A 17,741-nucleotide genomic window follows, 5' to 3' on the forward strand; every position below is an offset into this window, starting at 1 on the left:
GCGTAAAAAATTTTTCATTCAAAGGACGCTGTTTCGAGGTTCAGCAAAGGCTATTCGGCCACGTGTTTGCCCAATTGTGCGTTCCATTTGTATCAAAAAATCTGCATACTGAGAGAAGATTGGATGATTTTCTATGATAACTACGGTATGTCCCAAAGAAACTAAGATGTTTAATTGAGAAAGAAGAGCAGTTTTTTGTTGATAGTCAAGAGAAGTTGCAACCTCATCTAGCAAGAATAAAGCAGGTTGTTTGGGAGGAAGGAAAAGGTATTTAGTTACTTTTATAGCGATTTTTTCACTCAATGAAAGAGATGCCATACTCTGCCCTAAGGATAAATAGCCTAGTCCATTAGTAATGAGTGTTTGTAAAGGCTTTTGGATTTTTTTTAAGAAAGAGAAAGTTTTTGCAACTTCACTTAGAGGAGTTTGTAGTAATTGTCCAAAGTGCTTTCCTTCATATACAACCTCTTGTACAAGAGGTTGTAATCGAAATCCTCCACATGTTGGGCAAAGACGTTTTTCCATGGCATAGAAGGCTCGATCTATTAGTTGATATCCAAGTCCCCAACAATCCGAGCATTGCCCTTGTTTCGTATTAGGGCTGAACATAGAAGCAGAGATATTTAAGGCTTTTGCTTGGGTTAAAGAAGAATAGAAATCTCTTAAAGAAGGGGCGATATCAAAGTAAGTGCCGATATTTGAGCGAGAAGAAGCGATTTGAGGACAAGAATCTAGAAAAATAATTTCTGAGAATAAAGAAGAGTCTTTCTCAAGGAGAGAACAAGCACTCTTGTAGATGCCTTCTAACAGCAAGGTAGTTTTTCCTGATCCTGATACTCCTGAAATAGTAATGAGTCTCTGTAAAGGAATAGAGAGGTTTTTCATGCCAATGGTATGAGTGATTATAGGCATGGTGAGTTCTTGTGTTTGGTAAGGGACTTGTGGTTTTTGAGATACAGGTTGGGCATTTTCAAGAGAGCTGGTTGGCAGAAGATATCCTCCGTGGGGACCAGACTTTGGACCTAAATGGAGAACACAATCTGCATGTTTAGATAACGTCCCATTTCGATCCGTCACTATTACTGTGTTATTATTAGCTACAAGCTCTTTAATAACAGATATAAGGGAGGCCTCGTCTTCAGGATGGAAACCTGTCAAAGGATCTTCTAGAAGGTAGATAATGTCTGTGAGTCCAGAAGAAAAAGCTTTAGCTAACAGTAGGCGATAATGTTCGCCGTCGCTTAAAACACCTTGTTCCTGTCCTAAGATCATGTAGCTAAGACCAACTCGTTCAAGAAGCTCAAGCTTATGAAGGATATCTTGAACAAAAGAGGGAGGTTCTTTCAAAGAAAGAAGAAATTTTTTAAGAAAAGAGACATCTGATTGGTAAATATCTGATAACGAAATATCGTGAATTCGAGTGCAATATTCGTAGGTATAGGTTCCCTTGCCTTGACATTTGTCACAGGGGATTACAGTGATGAATTCAGAAAGAGAATCCGATGTAGATTGTGCCAACATAGCTTTGTTGCATAAAAAATTGAAACCGGGATTGTGGTTTGTCCCTAGACAGAGAGCTCGGAACGAATTTTCCTCGATTTCTTGGAATAGTAAGATAGAAGGAATTCCTAATTCTTCAAGAAGAGAATAGATTGGTGTAGGATCTTGGTTAGGGAATAGGCTAATGAATAATGATATAGGGGTGTGGTGTGCGAAACGTTTTTTGTAAGGAAGTATAGAGAATGTCGATAAAGAGCCTTCCCCATGACAATGAGGACAGAGATATGTTTCACAATCGCTGGGAAACTGCTTTTCTATTTTAGGGAACAAGTTCCCGTAGGAATCTTGTAACCCGAGTCTGTAAGTTTTAGAAACAATTGTTCCGAATTTGTCGATATGAAGACAAACAAAGGAAGATTTACTGAAAGCTAAAGAAAGAGAGGCTAAAATAGAGGAGCAATTTTTTTCTAAAATCTTAGCATGATGGATAACAAGCTCAGGATTTTCCAGAGAAGAAGGGAAAGGTCCTTCTAAATCATACAGTTGCTGGTTGGCATAAAGTTTTAAGAATCCTTCTTGAAGCATTTCCTGAGTATAGGAGAAAAAATCTTCTTCTTTAGGGAAAGGAATAGTGATAGTTACGTACCCTTGTAGGTAATCTGCTAATAATTCCTCGATGATCGTTTGCGGAGAAACTTTTTTTAACAAATGACCTGAGATAGGGGAGTAGGGATGTCCTATTTGGATGAAAAGTTTTTCTAATTTTTCGGAAATTTCCAAAATTGAAGCAACAGAGCAGTTGGAGTTTTTAGTAGTACGATTTTTTTCTATGGCAATAACAGGAGATAACCCTGTTATTTTATCAACAGAAGGAAGTGGTGTTGTTTTTATAAGAGCCTGTCGAATGTAGGGAGGAAACAATTCGGCGTAGGCAATATTTCCTGCTGCATGCAAGACATCAAATACAAGAGAATGTTTTCCTGAGGCAGATGGGCCTGTTACTGTCGTTAGAGCGTAACGAGGTATGGAAACATCAATATGTTTTAAATTGTTATGATGAGCATTTGTGATCGTGATTGCTGCTGGTACTAAAGGTTTTGGTTTTGATTCGGGAAGACAAAGGGGGGCTTGGCGTTGAGACAAGAATGGGCGAAGAGCTATAGCTGTAGGGGTGTGTTTGTGGATTAGCTCTTCAGGAGAGCAGGAAGCTATGAGATAACCACCCTTATTTCCTCCTTCGGGACCAAGTTCAAGTACATAATCTGCAACCTTCACTACATGCATATTATGTTCAATAATGATCACAGAGTGTCCTTGATCAATAAGAGACTGTAAAATGTGAATTAATTGTTTGACGTCATGAGTATGGAGACCTGTAGTAGGTTCATCTAAAATATAAAGAGTAGAATATTGAATGGGAGAGGAGAGTTCATAAGCGAGTTTTAATCTTTGAATTTCCCCTCCAGATAAGCTGAAAAGAGGTCTTCCTAAAGGAAGATACTGTAACCCAAGGGTACATAAAGCGTCTATTTTTCTATGGATGTTAGATTTCTCTAGGAAAAAATTAACCGCTTCATAAGCTGTCATCTCAAGAATATCCGCAATAGTTTTGTCTTTGTATCGGATTTCCAGAACTTGAGGTTGGAATCGTTTCCCTAAACAGGAAGGACATGTTATCGAGTTGTGATTATCAATTGTTATGTATCCGAGACCATCACATTCTAAACAAGCTCCCAGAGATGTATTGAAGCTAAAATGGCTCTTTGTTAGTCCAAGAAGTTTACTGCGAGGTTGGTCAGCAAATAGTTGACGAAGTTCATCAAAAGCTTTGATATAAGTTAAAGGAATGGAGCGTTGGGATCTTCCGGGAAGATCTTTGTTAATATGAACAAGTCGGGAGAGATTCCCTTGAACAGATAAAGAAGGGCAAGATCCTTGTTCGATAAATTCTTCTATACAAGGGACTAAGGTGTCATTGATGAGAGAAGATTTTCCTGAGCCAGAAACTCCGGTTACGACGGTCATTTTCCCTAACGGAAAAGTAACCTGAAGGTCTTTCAGATTATTTGTATTCGCATTGTACAGTATTATCTTTCCTGAAGAGGTAGCGCGTTTAGAAGGAATAGGAATTTGTTGTTCCTGACGCAAATACTGTGCAGTTAAAGTATTGCTCGCCAAAAACTCTTGAGGCGACCCATTGAAAACAATTTTCCCACCAAAAACTCCTGCTCCAGGTCCAATATCAATGACTCGGTCGGCTAAGGAGATCATTTGTTCATCGTGTTCAACAAGTAGGACAGTATTTCCTTGGTCTCTAAGTTTTTGAATCACATTCATGAGTTTATGAGTATCTTGGGGATGAAGTCCGATTGATGGCTCATCTAGAACATAAGTAACACCAATGAGTTCTGCTCCTAAATGTTTGGCTAATGCTGTGCGTTCCTGTTCTCCTCCAGAAAGAGTATTGATAGCTCTTTCTAAAGAAAGATAAGGAAGTCCTAAGTCTATAAGCATAGCAAGACGGGTTTGCAGTCCTTGGATTACCTCTTGAACAGCAGGCTCTTTTTCTGGGAGTTGATGTAGAAAGATGAACAACTCTTGAAGAGACATTTTTTGTAAATCTGCGAAGCTCTTGCCGTGCCATTTGGCAATGTTCGCATAATCTCCGAGCCCTGTTTTTCTACATCTTGGGCATTCTGTGTAGGAAATCCCTTTAGAGAGATAATGAGAAGGTTTACTTGAAAATCTGATTTTTTCTCCAATTTCGTTAAGGACTCCTTTCCATTGCTTATGTATTTGGGTCTTTTTTCCTAAAGTTCCATCAAACAATTTTACTGGGAGAGAGAGACCTTCCTTCCCATATAGAAAAATGTGTTGGATTTCAGGAGGAAGATCTTTCCATGGAGTGTCGAGATCAAACCCTAAGTTATCTGCTAGGGATTGATAAATAGTTTTGTACAAAAATGTAGAGCAATTTCCTGCAAAAGGGCAGCAGTTTTTTTCGATAGAAAGTTCTTTTTGAATGATAGAAAAATCATCAATAGATACAAAAATCCCAGAGCCTAGACATTGGGGACAACGATCTTTATGGCCGTGAGTAGAAAAAAGATCTGGGGATAACGGTCCATAGGTAGTTTGGGTCTCAGGGAGAGTCATTTGTGTAGAAAAAACACGTTTTTGATTATCAAAATGTAAAAAACATTCTCCGTGACCAAATTCTAATGTCGTGAACAAGCTAACTTTTAATCTAGGGGTGTTGGCAGCATTTTTAATCAAAGTATCAATGATGAGTTCACAAGGAACAGGAACTCCTGTTGTAAGAAACTTATAGATGGGAACAACCTCTCCATCGATCAAAACTTTTGTGAATCCTTGACGGAGGCATTCCCGGACAATAAGAACATCTTCAGATGGTAATGGGGCTAATAAAGTGAGTTGAGTTCCGTCTGGAATAGACGCTATTTCGGAAAGAATTTTTTCTTTGCTATATAAAGTTAATGGGAGCAGAGAGGTGGGATCATAAGCCTGTCCATCTAATGAAAAAAGTAAGGCTAAGTAAGCATTGATTTCAGTTGTGCTGCCAACTGTTGCGTGTACATGTTGTTCGAAAAAATTTTGTTTAACAGCAACAGTCGGGGATAAGCCTTCAATCCTTTCTACAGCAGGATCCGGTAGAGTGTGTACTTTGGTTGCAAAAAAAGAAGGCAGAGTTACGATGTAACGCTTTCTTCCTGCTGCATAGATAGTATTAAAAGCTAGAGACGACTTTCCAGACCCAGAGACTCCGGTGAATAACACGATTTCTCTAGGGAAAAACTCTAAGGAGATGTTTTTTAAGTTTCGTAAGTTAATACCAGAAAGTCTGACGATGGAAGACATGCCTACTATGCAATACGTAGATTAAAAACTTATTATGAGATTCCTTCAAAGGATGGGGATAGGACATCATTGACTGTAGTCAATGTTAGATTATTAGTATCTTGCATACCAGCTCCTCTGCTAAAGACAAGGATTTTGTCATAATTCGAAAGAATGCCTTTCTCTACACCATAAACACAGGCTTGATGACGCCAGACAGCACGATTGGATTCTAGTGTTAACATAGGATAGACACCCCATTCCACAGCTAAACGGTAATATACATGGCGGTCAGGAGTAACAGCAATAATGGGGAGATAAGGACGATACTTAGATAAAAACATGGGAGAGCCTCCCGTTTGTGTATACACAATAATCGCCTTGGCAGCAGCTCTCTCTGCTATTTGAATTCCAGCAAAACCTATAGCTTCAAGATAAGGAGAGACTTTGAGAGCGCTATTTTTGTCATTGAGTTGAAGAAGGGCATTATAATCAAAAGTTTTTTCTGTCTCTTGGATAATGGAGCGCATGGTTTTTACTGCTTCCGCAGGGTGAGCTCCTGAAGCTGTTTCTCCTGATAGCATGACGGCTGAAGTGCCGTCATAAATAGCGTTAGCCACATCGGAGACTTCTGCACGTGTGGGAAGAGGATTTCGGATCATAGATTCCAACATCTGCGTCGCTGTGATACAAAAACGACCCGTTTCCCTTGACACGCGAGCCATAAATTTTTGTAAGCCAGGCACTTCTACTATAGATAGCTCGATACCGAGATCCCCCCGAGCAATCATAATACCATCCGCAGCTTGAGCGATTTCCTGGAAATTTTGTACCCCCAGGTGATTCTCTATTTTAGCAATGATTGGCATATTGGCCTGACCAAAGTTTTCTAAAATTTTACGCATACTATGAATGTCTTCACTGCATCGGACGAAAGAAGCTGCAATGAGATCAAGATCTTGTTCTATTCCAAATTTTAGGTCTGCGATGTCCTTTTCTGTCATGAAGGGGAGGGCTATGTCAATATCCTTAATGCTAAGCGATTTATTAGATTTTATTTCCCCTGAGTTTTGAAACTCAATTTCGACTAAATTATCTTGAGCAGTAACAACTACAGCTTGGATATAGCCGTCATCAATAAGGATAGGAGCACGTTCTTGAATATAAGGGAATACACAGCTTGGATAAAGTGTAACTCCAGCTTCTTTAGATCCAAGAATTTCTTTACTAGTTAGAGTAAGGCGTTCGCCAGGGCTGACTTTTATAGGAGACTCTACCTGGCCTAGACGAATTTCTGGTCCTTTTGTATCCAACATGATGGCTAAAGGAGCTTGTCGTTCTTCTCGAATTTCTTTAAGAATATCAATAGTCCGTCCATGGCTTTCGTGAGTTCCGTGACTGAAATTGAGTCGAGCTACATTCATGCCAGCATCCAGAAGTTTTCGTAGCATTTCTGGAGTATTTGTTGCAGGTCCTATTGTACAAATAATTTTTGTTCTTGAGATCATAGAGCAGGATTCCAATATTAGTGTGTGGAATATTTCCTCAGAATATCCGAAATGAACGATGCCTTCAACCATACAAAATATTTGAAATGATTAGAAGGCTAGGCTTTAAACAAGTGTTCAACAGGAATTTGTACAGAAAAATTGAAATAAGAAAGAATTTTTTTGATAATACAGTCACTAGTTAGCCCTATTGATTTTAAAATGGTCTCTGGATCGCCATGAGGGACAAATATATCAGAAACCCCTAATGTGAGAACATCGGCTTTGAGGTTATGGCTGGCCAAGAAAAGCAGAAATTCAGTAGCTAACCCTCCACGAAGAGAATGTTCTTCTAAGATTACTACTTTCGAATGTTGGACAAGTTGGGATTGCAGAAGTTTCTCATCTAATGGTTTTATAAAAATTGGGTCAATGACAGTTGCCGAAATTCCATATTTAAGAAGGTGTTTTTGGACAGTCAAAGCAGTGTTGCACATATGTCCAAGTGCGATTAACAATAGATCTTCTCCCGTGCAAAGAATTTCGGCTTCTCCAGGGAAAATTGGAGGAAAAGGGAGAATATGATTAGAATTTTCTTCCATAGCCGGGAGATTCGGATATCGAATGGCACAAGGTCGTTTCCAAAGCAAAGAGGAAGAGAACAGCCGTCTGAGTATGAGAGCATTTCTCGGTTGGCAAATCACCATATCGGGCATTAAGCGCAAGAATCCCAAGTCGTAAATACCATGATGGCTTTGTCCATCATGGAAAGCTAAGCCTGCACGGTCAATAGCAAAGATTACGGGAAGCTTTTGCATACAGACATCGTGAAACACGTTGTCCATTGCTCTGTGCAAAAAAGTAGAGTAAATAGAGCAGAATACTGGAGCTCCGCTCTTGGCTATTCCTGCTGAAAAAGTTACAGCATGGCTTTCCGCTACTCCTACATCAGTGAACCGATCTGGAAACTGTTTGCGGAAATTTTCCAAGCAGGATCCTAGAGACATAGCTGGAGTTACGACCTGTAGTTGGGGATATTTGTTCCCTAATTGACACAAGATGTTGCCAACATGTTGGGGAAAGGAGAGAGGAAGTTTTGTTTCAGAAATATACGTTTGTTTACAAGAGGAATTAGCTTGAAAATGTGCTTTCACTCCGTGGTAACGAATAGGATCTTTTTCAGCTTCTTTTAGGCCGTTTCCTTTTACAGTGCATACGTGTAAAAGGACTGGATAAGGCAGGTTTTTTACTGTTTGTAGAGTAGAAATAAGTTTTTTGACGTTATGCCCATCGATAGGCCCTAGATAACGAATACCAAAGTGTTCGAACAAAGGATGAGAGATGGATTTTAGAGCTATATCTATCTTATGGGAAAGACCAGGAATGCCTTTGAACCAAGAAAGAATTTTTTGCGATACTCTGTTGAATTTGTGAGAATACATCCATTGAGAGATTTTTTGGGGGATATTTCCTACATTTTCGGAGATCGACATCTGGTTGTCATTGAGGATAATAATGAAATTCGATAGGTTTGGGGGGATGTTATTTATAGCTTCCAAAGTAAGCCCGCAAGAAAAGGCTGCATCCCCCAGAATGGGCAGAATATGTGAAGATTTTTTTTGTGTCCCTTTAGCCAGCCCTAAAGCTAAAGAAAGAGCGTTTCCTACGTGACCGGAGAAAAATATGTCGTGGTTGGACTCGTGGGGACAGGTAAACCCACTCAGTCCGTTATCATGCCGTATGTTAGCGAAAGCTTCTGTATTCCTTCCCGTTAATAACTTATGTACATAAGCTTGATGTCCGACATCAAAAATGAATTGGTCATCGGGAGAAAAAAAAACGTAATGCAAGGCGACAGTAAGCTCAACAGTCCCTAAATTGGAAGCTAAATGCCCTCCAGTTAAAGAAAGACTTGTAATAATTTTATTGCGAAGTTCATCGCACAAAGGAGAGAGCTCCTCTAAGGATAAAGAGCGAAGATCTCGAGGAGAAGATATTCGTTGTATGAGAGAGTTCATCATGCAGGTTTGCCAAGAATAAAAGGATGCTTGATAGGAGCTCCTGAAGCATCTTTAGAAATGAAACCATCGGAGTCCAGCTGTAATTGAAAACATTTTTGCTCGACACGATTTAAGTTTGCTTCTCCTTGACGGACAAGGAAGAACATTTTCTCATAGATAGCTAAAGTAGCTTCCAAGGAAAGGCAACCTTCTAATTGCTTCCTTAGAACGCAAAGACGTTCTACAATGACATCCAAATGACTTTCTTCGAGAACGGACATTTCCTGCATGGGTGGCTACGATTCACTCCGTTTTTCGGAAAGCTGTTTAATGCGTGCTTCCACTTCTTGAATACGAGATTCGCATACATGCATCAACTGATCGGCCTCTTCATATAAAGCAAGAGAAGCTTCTAAAGACGTTGTTGGCAGATTCATAAGATCTATAATCTCTTCTAAACGCTTCATAGCGTCTTCAAAAGGAACTTTTTCCTCGCTTTTAGCTTTTTTCGTCATTGTTAAGCCAAATTTCTTTTACTGATAAAATCGCTTCGCCGTCTTGAAGGCAGACCCGAACAAGATCGCTTTGTTTAATAGATTTCGCTGAGATGATAACAGAGCGTTTATTAAAGTCAAAGAGCTGGGCAAAACCTCGCTTTAAAACATTTTTTGGATTTAAAGAAGCGACCTGTTCTTGTACAGTTCGGCAGCGTTCTTTTGCTTTAGTTAGAAGATGTTGTGTAGAAAAAGAAATCTCTGCTTGCAAACGAGAAAGATCTTGTTGATGCATTTGTTGTGATTTTAATATTGCGGTATGTAGTCTTCGGGAAAATTGATTTAGAACCACTTGGTAATGATGAGTGCGGTGCTGAAAATTAATTAATTCATTTTTTAAGTAAGAAGTATAGAGGTACTGCAAAGAGTTTTTTTTTGCATAAATTTTATTTTTAATAGAAAGAGACAAAGCTTGATAAAGGTCGGATATATGTTTCTTTATTCGGATTGAGGTATCGTTTCTTAACCAACGTTTATATTGTGTCAGGAGTTGTTTGTGATAGTTAAGTTTAGCTTCTATAGCTTTCTCTAGAGCTTGGTGAGCGTAATCTAAGGTTTGTTGCGCTGTTTGATAAAAATCGGCTGTTACCAGACGTTTTTGCCAATAGATTAGCAGATTCTTCTTAGCTTCGATAAATTGCCTTGCGTGAGAGGAAACATAGTGAAGTAGGTTTTGAAGTTCTTGGTGGTATTGTTCACTACTTTTACAGACAATTTCTGCTGCTGCCGAAGGAGTAGGAGCACGTACATCAGCAGCAAAGTCGCAAAGAGTGAAATCGGTTTCATGTCCAACAGCAGAAATAATAGGAATCGAACTTTGTGCGACAGCTTTGACTAAAATTTCTTCATTGAAAGCCCACAGGTCTTCTATACTGCCGCCACCTCTAGCGATAATAAGGACATCAACGCCCATATCTTGTTGATTAAAAGCTTGAATAGCTCGAGAAATTTCTTGAGCGGCTGTGAAGCCTTGGACGGTAACCGGATAAAGGATCATTTGGAATTGATGACAGCGGCGAGAAAGAACGCGTAAAATATCTTGAATTACTGCTCCTGTAGGGCTAGTGATTACGCCTATGGTTCGGGCTCCTGGGGGGAGTTGTTGCTTTAGACTAGGGTTAAAATATCCTTCTGCAGCAAGACGTTGTTTTCGTTCTTCGAATTGTTGTAATAAGTTACCTTCTCCTGAGAAAATAAGAGCATGGGCTACGATTTGGTACTGTCCTCTGGGTGCATAAACGGTAAGCTTTCCATGGAGGATGACATAGTCTCCATTTTTAGGTTTGCGATCGAAATATTTATTTCGAAAATGAAAAAAAGCACCATTGAGCACAGCTTTGCTATCCTTAATGGCAAAATATAAATGGCCGCTTGTTTGTAGAGAAACGTTGCTTAGTTCTCCTTTAACCACCACTCGCAAAAAATTGGTTTCTAAAAGATTTTTGATTGAGTCTGTGAGAACAGAGACTTCTACAGGAGGAGATGATACTGACATGGGTTATATTGATTTATGAGATACCAAATTGTTCTATGATCGCAAGAAAACTTTCAGAAGATAAAGAGGCCCCTCCAACTAAAAGACCATTAATATCGGGGCAGCGAGAAAGATAGCGAGCATTATCTGCTTTTACAGAGCCTCCATAAAGAATAGGAATATGTTTTGCAGAATCTTTGGAAACAAGATTCGAGACGGTTTTTCTACAAAAGGCATGAATTTCTTGAACCTTTTCAGGATTAGCTGCTTTTCCTGTGCCAATAGCCCAGACAGGTTCGTATGCTAGAATAAAAGGGGCCTGTTTAGGGAAATCAGATAATCCTGTGGTTAATTGTTCCGATAAAACATCCTGAGTTGCTCCAGATTCCTGTTCTTTAAGGGTTTCCCCAATGCAAAGAACTGGAATGACGTTATTGTTAATCGCTGCGAGCATTTTTTTTGCGAGTATATGATTTTGCTCATGGAAGATATGTCTTCTTTCAGAATGGCCAATGAGAACAAAGTCTACTCCAATATCTTTGAGCATAGGAGCTGAAATTTCACCTGTAAAAGCCCCCGAATTTTCTTCGTGGACAGTTTGGGCTCCCAAAAGGATGTGAGAGCTTTTTAATACTTGTTGACAAGCCATCAAGACTGTAAAAGGAGGGATAATCCCTACAGTAATTTTTGAATTAGAAAAGGTCTTACAAGAGATAAAATTTTTTAAAAAAGATTGGGTTTCGGAAAAAGTTTTGTTCATTTTCCAATTCCCAAAAATAAACCGTCTTGGTGATTTAGAGGAGAGAAGGTCTGCCCATGTTGGAAACTGTTCTGTAGTTGTATGGATTTCTTTATTTGTAAGCATGAAATTCTTGAAAACCTGTACACTCGTTTTGTAAAATAGATCAAAGCGGAATATTTGATTTCTTGCAAGGAACGCTTTTTATCCGATTTATTTCTATTGCTTTGGTATAAATCTCTTAGACATGCTGGTTGCTTTGTCTTGTTTTTCTTTGAAACATTATTTTAACAATTGGTTTTAGGCCTTTTCCTTATATGAAGGTGAAAATCTGTGGTGTTACACATCCTGATGACGCACGAGAAGCTGCCAAAGCTGGGGCTGATTATGTCGGAATGATTTTCTCTAAGGATTCTCGAAGATGCGTTACTGAAGAAACTGCAAAGTATATTGTAGAAGCAATACGTGATGGTGGAGCTGAGCCTGTAGGAGTATTCCCTAATCGCTCAGTGGAAGAAATTCTGTCAATTGCAGAGACAATAGGGATTTCTAGCATTCAGTTATCCGGGCGGGATATTGTATGCAAATTTACTCAGTTGCGCGAGCTTTTTTCTATTTTTTATGTTGTGTTTGTACATTCCAATGGACAACCATCTGCGATAATTCCTTCGATGAATAAAGCTGTTACAGTAGTTTACGATCATATTGGAGGAGAGAGGGGGCGGCCTTTTGATTGGAAGGCATTTTCTCCATTTCAACACGATAACTGGATGTTGGGAGGAGGAGTAAATTTTTTTAATATCAAAGAAGCTGTACGACTTCTAAATCCTAAAGGGATCGATGTATCCTCTGGAGTTGAGAGACCGGGTCTTCTGCGAAAAGATATTGCTTTGATGCAAAAGTTGATAGATTCTGTTAAAGAACTTTCCGTTTTGACACCTTAGCTTCATAAAGGAAGAGACGAGTCCAACAAATGTGGGGCAACCTGGATTTGAACCAGGGACCTACGGGTTATGAGTCCGCAGCTCTAACCGCTGAGCTATTGCCCCAGAACAACAATAGGAGAGCTTATCACAAGCAGTTAATGTTTGACAAGAGGAAAGCTTTATAGAATAGAATAACCTCTATTTGAGACGATTCAGTTTTATCACAGCCTCCCCCTCTACCCCAATTTCTAAAAAGTTGATATTGTTCTGAACTTTTTCTTGTTTGCTTTTGGTGCTGCGATATCGTTAATTTTTATTTTACAGATGTTTGTTAAAAAAGGTAAAAAAGAACCTTCAGCAAGCGTGTAGAGTGGTTTTATTCTATTGTTTTTGAGTGTGATTTAATTAATGTAGAATATTTATTGAATAATATGTGAATTTTTACGTAATTAAATTGCGCAAAATCTCTTGCGTTTTTTCTTTAAAAAGAATAAACTGAAGTTTTTACATTGAAAAACATATATGAACACATTCAACTATAAAAACATTCTTTCTTTGATTTTAGAGTTGGGTCTGCAGAAGCAGTTCTTCGGGTGTGTTTATGCGCGAATGATGGCTTCGTGTGAAGTCATTTTCTCTAAGGCAATGCATTCTGTTACCAAACGTTGGTTTTCTATTATTAGGGGTTGGGCCGCAGGAGGTTAAACAGAGAAGGGATCAATAGTCCGTAAATAGCGTGAGAAGCTCTTTGTTAGACCTAGAGGGTCTGGCAAAGAGCTTTTTTTTTGGGCCTAATCCCTGTAGTTGGTGCGGTGCAGTTGTATCACTTAGAAAAATTTTTAGTAATTGTCGAAGAAATTTTAAAAAAAGGGGTGTATTTAAGGAGAAGTTATGCCTGATCCATGTTCCAATAATAACAAAGAAGAGACTTGTTTACGTATGTGTAGTGACGAAGAGTACTCTGCTGGGTCGATTGGTCAGAGTTCTTCGGTGGGGGGAGAAGAATCTACAAACACGTCTTCCGTACAGGCTCAGGTTACCGCAGAACATGTGAATGTAATGGTTGTAGGAGAGGGTGATAGTGGTTCTTCCTCAGCTGTAGAAACTGTAGATTGTAGTTTTAATGCTTTTGAGGATGTTCGTGCTGGAGTGCGTATTTGTGATTTTGATGATGATGAGGATAGTAATCAAATTCCATGTGTTGAAGTAGGATATGTTAATGCAAGCGGGTTATCTCCGCGTAGTGTTTGGGGAGAAAGTCTCCAGTTGAGTGAGATGCTGCATCGACCTGTGGTTGCTATCCCTAATGCAGGTGGAAGAGCTTGTAGTATGCTCGCTAGAGGATTAGGTTTATCAAATTGTTGTCAGATCTCAGCCAATCACTCAACTGTACGCGCCTTATTAAGAACGTGGTACAAATTTTTTTTACAAGAAGAAGCAAAAGTCTTTCTGCAGATTTATTATGGGGACGGAGGGTTGTTTGTAGAGAGAGCTCTTCAGCTATTTTCCTGGTCTCCTCACTGTTTACGTATTCGAGTTGTTGGAATCAATCCGTCGTTTTTTGTTTCCACTATTTCGAATAGATACTTCTATATGAGTCCTGGTAGTTGTGGAAGGTTGTTGGATATAAATGGATATTTAGCTGCTAGGCAGGAAGGGTGTGTTTCTTGTATTCCATTTTCTCCATATACACAAGGTATTATCCCTCAAGTTGGAGACGCTTGTTTTGAACTTGCTTTGCGTATGGAATTCATGAATGCCGCCGGTTTAGATTCTTTGATGATAGAGAATCTTCCTGCAGGAGAAAATCTCCATTCTCCTAATTTACAGGTGGTTAGAGTAGTTTCTTCTGAAGAAAGTCGTGCTTTTACTCGTTTAACAGCTGCTTTGAATGAGGATATGAGATCTTCTGTGCGCTCTGGAAATCCTTTCCCTGTGCCTGCTGTACGATTGATTCTTTTGTTAACTTCTCTATTTAGACATGCTCTAACTGCAACGAAGGCAGCATATTCGTATTCTCCGCAATCAATGAGTGTACTGGATGCGTTCGATGCTGGATTTACAGCTTCTTATATTGGTGGGGTTTCTTCAGAAATTTTTCTTTTGTGTACTAATCGTTCTGACAGAGCTCACCGTTTACGTTTGTTTAGGATGCTTGCAAGACTATTCTCCTCTTGGGGAGGGTTAATTGGAATGGTTGAGTTAAGTGTCTGCTATGGAGTAACGATAAACTTATTGATTCAAAATGATCCGCAAACTAGCTGTACAAGAAACGCGCTTTTATGGCTAGAATCTACTCTCACACCTGTAATTATATTAGATCTTGCATCAAGAAATTTCCCTAGATTGTGGGATGCGGTTGTAGGATTAGGAATGAGAATCATGACTCCATCTATGTGGAGAGAAGAAAGAGAGAGGATTGCTTCATCGAATCAAGGAAATATGGCTTTGGTTAGAAGTGGTCGGAGAGGGCGATACAATTCCAGACATCATACGGCTTTTGGGCTTTCTGTAGAACTGATATCCGTAATTTGTGGGGGTCTAGTACAGCTAATGTTTGTGGGATTAGATGGGTTTAATTTAAGACTGTCTGAAGAATGCCGAACATTTTCTTGCAATAATACTATATCTCAATCTTCTTCTCATAACATTACGGCAATTGCAAATACGACTAATGGATGCTCTAACGGTATTAACAGTACTGTAAGAGATATTTACCCTCAAATAATGGGAATAAGGAACGCGGATATTGAAAGTGGAAGTGTTGCTCGAGTTCTCAATACCATACGTATGATCTGGTGTGGAGTCATGCTATTATACTTTCTGTATACTGCATTCCGCTTAGTAAGAAATTCTCATCGAAGAAACTAATATTCTTATGGACACAGAAAGATAGCCAATGGGAGTCATTGGCTATTTTTTTTTTATTTAGTTTTTCGAGTCAGGTATTGAACAGCTATACGTTGCATTCTTAGAAACAGAGATTCTCCTCCACGAGATCGTCCCATAGATAGATGTTTGCTTAATTTTTCAAAAAATAGTGGTTTGCAGGTCAAAATTGTTTCAGGAGTTTCTCCGGAGTAAATATCAGAGAATAGCACCGCAATACCAGAAGAGATTAAAGCTTCAGTATAGGTAAAGAAGAATAGTGCATCATTTCTGAACTCACTATGAAGATAAAGATCACTTTGGCAGCCTAAAACCAAATTCTCTTTTGTTAAAAATTCTTTCGGGAAAGGTTTTGCTGAGAGTCCGATTTGCAAAAGCTGTTTATAAAAGGTGTCCTTAATGAAATTTTCTGGAAAAAGAAGGGTCAGAGCTTTTTCTTGTTTTTCTAGACAAGTTTTATGTTCAGAAGGGATTGTTAATATCATCGTTCAATAACTCGTGTTGGACAATCATAGAGATGAGCAAGCGATTGTTTTAGCTGGGCAATCTTGTGGTTGAGTATAGTGATTGCTGTTTTGGATTTGTTGTATAAAATATCGTTCCCCATATCTCCTGGAATGGAAATACGGTCCGTAAGAGGACGTATTATTATTGTTTTAGTCTGGTTATGAGAGCGTCTCTGTAGTATATCTAGACGCTTTTGTAAGATCATTTGATTACGAACTAACTGGCATTGTAGAATAGCTCTCCGAATCTGTTTTTCTTGCTTATTAAAAAGGTCCCGGTCAGCTACATATCCAGGCCCTGCTTTGAAACGACGTCCATAGGCTGCTAAGATACTAGTTTGATTTCCTAAAAATGCTCCAATAATGAAGCCTATAGCGTGAGGCGATGCATAGATAAGGGCTGAAATCGATGCAATGATTGTAGCAAGAAGAAATTGTCTCGTACCATTGGGATCTAATTGTTGTAACCCATGGTTAGTGATATTCCATAAGCTATTTAGATGGGGATGTTTATTGTGTTTATCCAAAAAGTTAGCGGAAATAATACCGAGAACAACCCCGGCTCCAAATCCTATTCCTAGCCAAATACTCAAAACTACAGCAACAGAACTATGGCAAATCAAAATTAGAGACCAGGCAAGGATATACAGAAGAAGGTATTTCCAATTTCTTTGTAAAAAGTCTCCGATAGTATGAATTACTGCGCGTAATCGATTTTGATTCTGAATTGGCTCTGGAACAAGTGTAGACAAAGCAGCAAGCGAAGAGGTTGAAGCTGTTGGGGTTTCTGCAACAACGGTGTTAGCAGTGTTGCAACAAAGATCCTCAGGAGGGGGTAGGGGTAGAGCACTATGAGGAGCAACAGGTAAAACGGTTTTGACCATGGCCTATCTACTTTTTAAAGCGCAATAAAAGATCTTTAGACAGGATTAACTGGAGTATCTCAGAACGTCTCAAAAAAGAAATTAAGCTTCTTATTCGGAGGACGAGGGGCCTTGCAAATGTTGAGTCTAAACGGCTCAGTCTAAAGCTTAAGGTTTTTGATTGTAAACAAATAAAAATATTATTTGTTTTAGCGTGCGCAAAGAGGAGAGGATACTTCCCTTTGCGTTTTTTGACAAGTTGTTTGACATTTTCTGCTCAGTCGATATAATCGCTCCCTCGAGTTCCCGGAGAATGACAGGTTTGTGGCTTTGTAGGGGCTTAGGCCTGTTTTTTTATTTTAAACTTGGAATAAAGAGATAGAATATTTTTTAGGTTTTTTTAGGAATGGCAAAAAAAGAAGATACGATCGTTCTAGAAGGTAAGGTGGAAGAGCTGCTTCCTGGTATGCATTTCAAGGTAATGTTGGAGAACGGGGTCCCCATTACTGCGCATTTGTGCGGTAAAATGCGTATGAGCAATATCCGTCTTCTAGTTGGAGATCGTGTAACTGTTGAAATGTCCACTTATGATTTGACAAAAGCGCGAGTTGTCTACAGACATCGTTAGAGGGTGTTTTGCTGTCCTTCGAATAAAGTCGCGCAGTTTTGAGGGGGAAAGCTTGATAATAATCTGTATCTGAAGTTACTATGCTCGTGTCGAAGCCGGGGGTGTCCTCAGTTATGTCTTGCACAACTTTTGTTTGCGACTGAGGCGAGGTTAAAACGAATGTTAGGGCTGGTTGAAGGTTTAACACGGGAAATGCGCTGTTGATTAGGTTGCTTCCTCTTTTTACGTATAGGCCCAGGTAGCTCAGTGGTAGAGCACTTGCATGGTAAGCAAGTGGTCGTAGGTTCAATTCCTATTCTGGGCAAAAGATATCGGTA

Annotated in this window: 12 protein-coding genes, 2 tRNA genes and 1 pseudogene; 5 read left to right on the forward strand and 10 right to left on the reverse strand. The window is 39.3% G+C overall.

From position 1 onward, the window contains the following. Positions 1-18 precede the first annotated feature (18 nt). From uvrA to tpiA, 7 genes are all read right to left on the reverse strand, one after another. Positions 19-5,379, reverse strand: coding sequence for an excinuclease ABC subunit UvrA (uvrA, locus tag IJ490_RS00385; protein WP_291891266.1), 5,361 nt, complete (start codon positions 5,377-5,379; stop codon positions 19-21). A 32-nt stretch (positions 5,380-5,411) separates the two neighbouring features. Next, entirely contained in the window at positions 5,412-6,866 is a 1,455-nt protein-coding gene (gene pyk, locus IJ490_RS00390; RefSeq protein ID WP_291891835.1) for a pyruvate kinase, read from the reverse strand. Positions 6,867-6,964: 98 nt separating this feature from the next. Next, positions 6,965-8,866, reverse strand: a complete 1,902-nt coding sequence (locus IJ490_RS00395; protein ID WP_291891268.1) for a 1-deoxy-D-xylulose-5-phosphate synthase — start codon at positions 8,864-8,866, stop codon at positions 6,965-6,967. Then, positions 8,863-9,135, reverse strand: coding sequence for a hypothetical protein (locus IJ490_RS00400; protein ID WP_365820936.1), 273 nt, complete (start codon positions 9,133-9,135; stop codon positions 8,863-8,865). Before IJ490_RS00400 ends, IJ490_RS00395 begins: the two co-directional genes overlap by 4 nt. A 6-nt stretch (positions 9,136-9,141) precedes the next feature. Beyond that, entirely contained in the window at positions 9,142-9,360 is a 219-nt protein-coding gene (locus IJ490_RS00405; RefSeq protein ID WP_291891272.1) for an exodeoxyribonuclease VII small subunit, read from the reverse strand. After that, on the reverse strand, positions 9,344-10,894 hold the full coding sequence (gene xseA, locus IJ490_RS00410; RefSeq protein WP_291891274.1) for an exodeoxyribonuclease VII large subunit: 1,551 nt from the start codon (positions 10,892-10,894) through the stop codon (positions 9,344-9,346). Before xseA ends, IJ490_RS00405 begins: the two co-directional genes overlap by 17 nt. Before the next feature lie 13 nt (positions 10,895-10,907). Next, positions 10,908-11,738 (reverse strand): triose-phosphate isomerase, encoded by an 831-nt coding sequence (gene tpiA / locus IJ490_RS00415; RefSeq protein ID WP_291891276.1) that lies wholly within the window; start codon positions 11,736-11,738, stop codon positions 10,908-10,910. A gap of 191 nt (positions 11,739-11,929) precedes the next feature. Here tpiA and IJ490_RS00420 point away from each other — a divergent pair, with 191 nt between their 5' ends. Beyond that, on the forward strand, positions 11,930-12,556 hold the full coding sequence (locus IJ490_RS00420; RefSeq protein WP_291891278.1) for a phosphoribosylanthranilate isomerase: 627 nt from the start codon (positions 11,930-11,932) through the stop codon (positions 12,554-12,556). A gap of 32 nt (positions 12,557-12,588) precedes the next feature. Here the strand turns inward: IJ490_RS00420 and IJ490_RS00425 are convergent. Next, a tRNA-Ile gene (locus tag IJ490_RS00425) sits at positions 12,589-12,661 on the reverse strand. Between the two features lie 399 nt (positions 12,662-13,060). Here IJ490_RS00425 and IJ490_RS00430 point away from each other — a divergent pair. Together IJ490_RS00430 and IJ490_RS00435 are read left to right on the forward strand one after the other, a co-directional pair. Beyond that, positions 13,061-13,243 (forward strand): hypothetical protein, encoded by a 183-nt coding sequence (locus IJ490_RS00430; RefSeq protein ID WP_291891280.1) that lies wholly within the window; start codon positions 13,061-13,063, stop codon positions 13,241-13,243. Between the two features lie 186 nt (positions 13,244-13,429). Beyond that, the gene (locus IJ490_RS00435) at positions 13,430-15,409 is read left to right on the forward strand and encodes a DUF687 family protein (protein ID WP_291891282.1); all 1,980 of its coding nucleotides are present in this window, start codon (positions 13,430-13,432) and stop codon (positions 15,407-15,409) included. A 53-nt stretch (positions 15,410-15,462) separates the two neighbouring features. Here IJ490_RS00435 and IJ490_RS00440 read toward each other — a convergent pair whose 3' ends face one another. Beyond that, positions 15,463-15,912, reverse strand: coding sequence for a SufE family protein (locus IJ490_RS00440; RefSeq protein WP_291891284.1), 450 nt, complete (start codon positions 15,910-15,912; stop codon positions 15,463-15,465). Beyond that, a pseudogene (locus IJ490_RS00445) lies at positions 15,909-16,688 on the reverse strand (hypothetical protein); the annotation flags it as partial. The pseudogene IJ490_RS00445 and the gene IJ490_RS00440, both read right to left, overlap by 4 nt. Before the next feature lie 514 nt (positions 16,689-17,202). Between IJ490_RS00445 and infA the strand changes: the two are divergent. Beyond that, entirely contained in the window at positions 17,203-17,424 is a 222-nt protein-coding gene (infA, locus tag IJ490_RS00450; protein ID WP_291891286.1) for a translation initiation factor IF-1, read from the forward strand. A gap of 232 nt (positions 17,425-17,656) precedes the next feature. Beyond that, a tRNA-Thr gene (locus IJ490_RS00455) sits at positions 17,657-17,728 on the forward strand. Positions 17,729-17,741 lie beyond the last annotated feature (13 nt).

It is taken from the genome of Chlamydia sp. (assembly GCF_017472245.1).
In the GTDB taxonomy this organism is placed as follows: Bacteria; Chlamydiota; Chlamydiia; order Chlamydiales; family Chlamydiaceae; genus Chlamydia.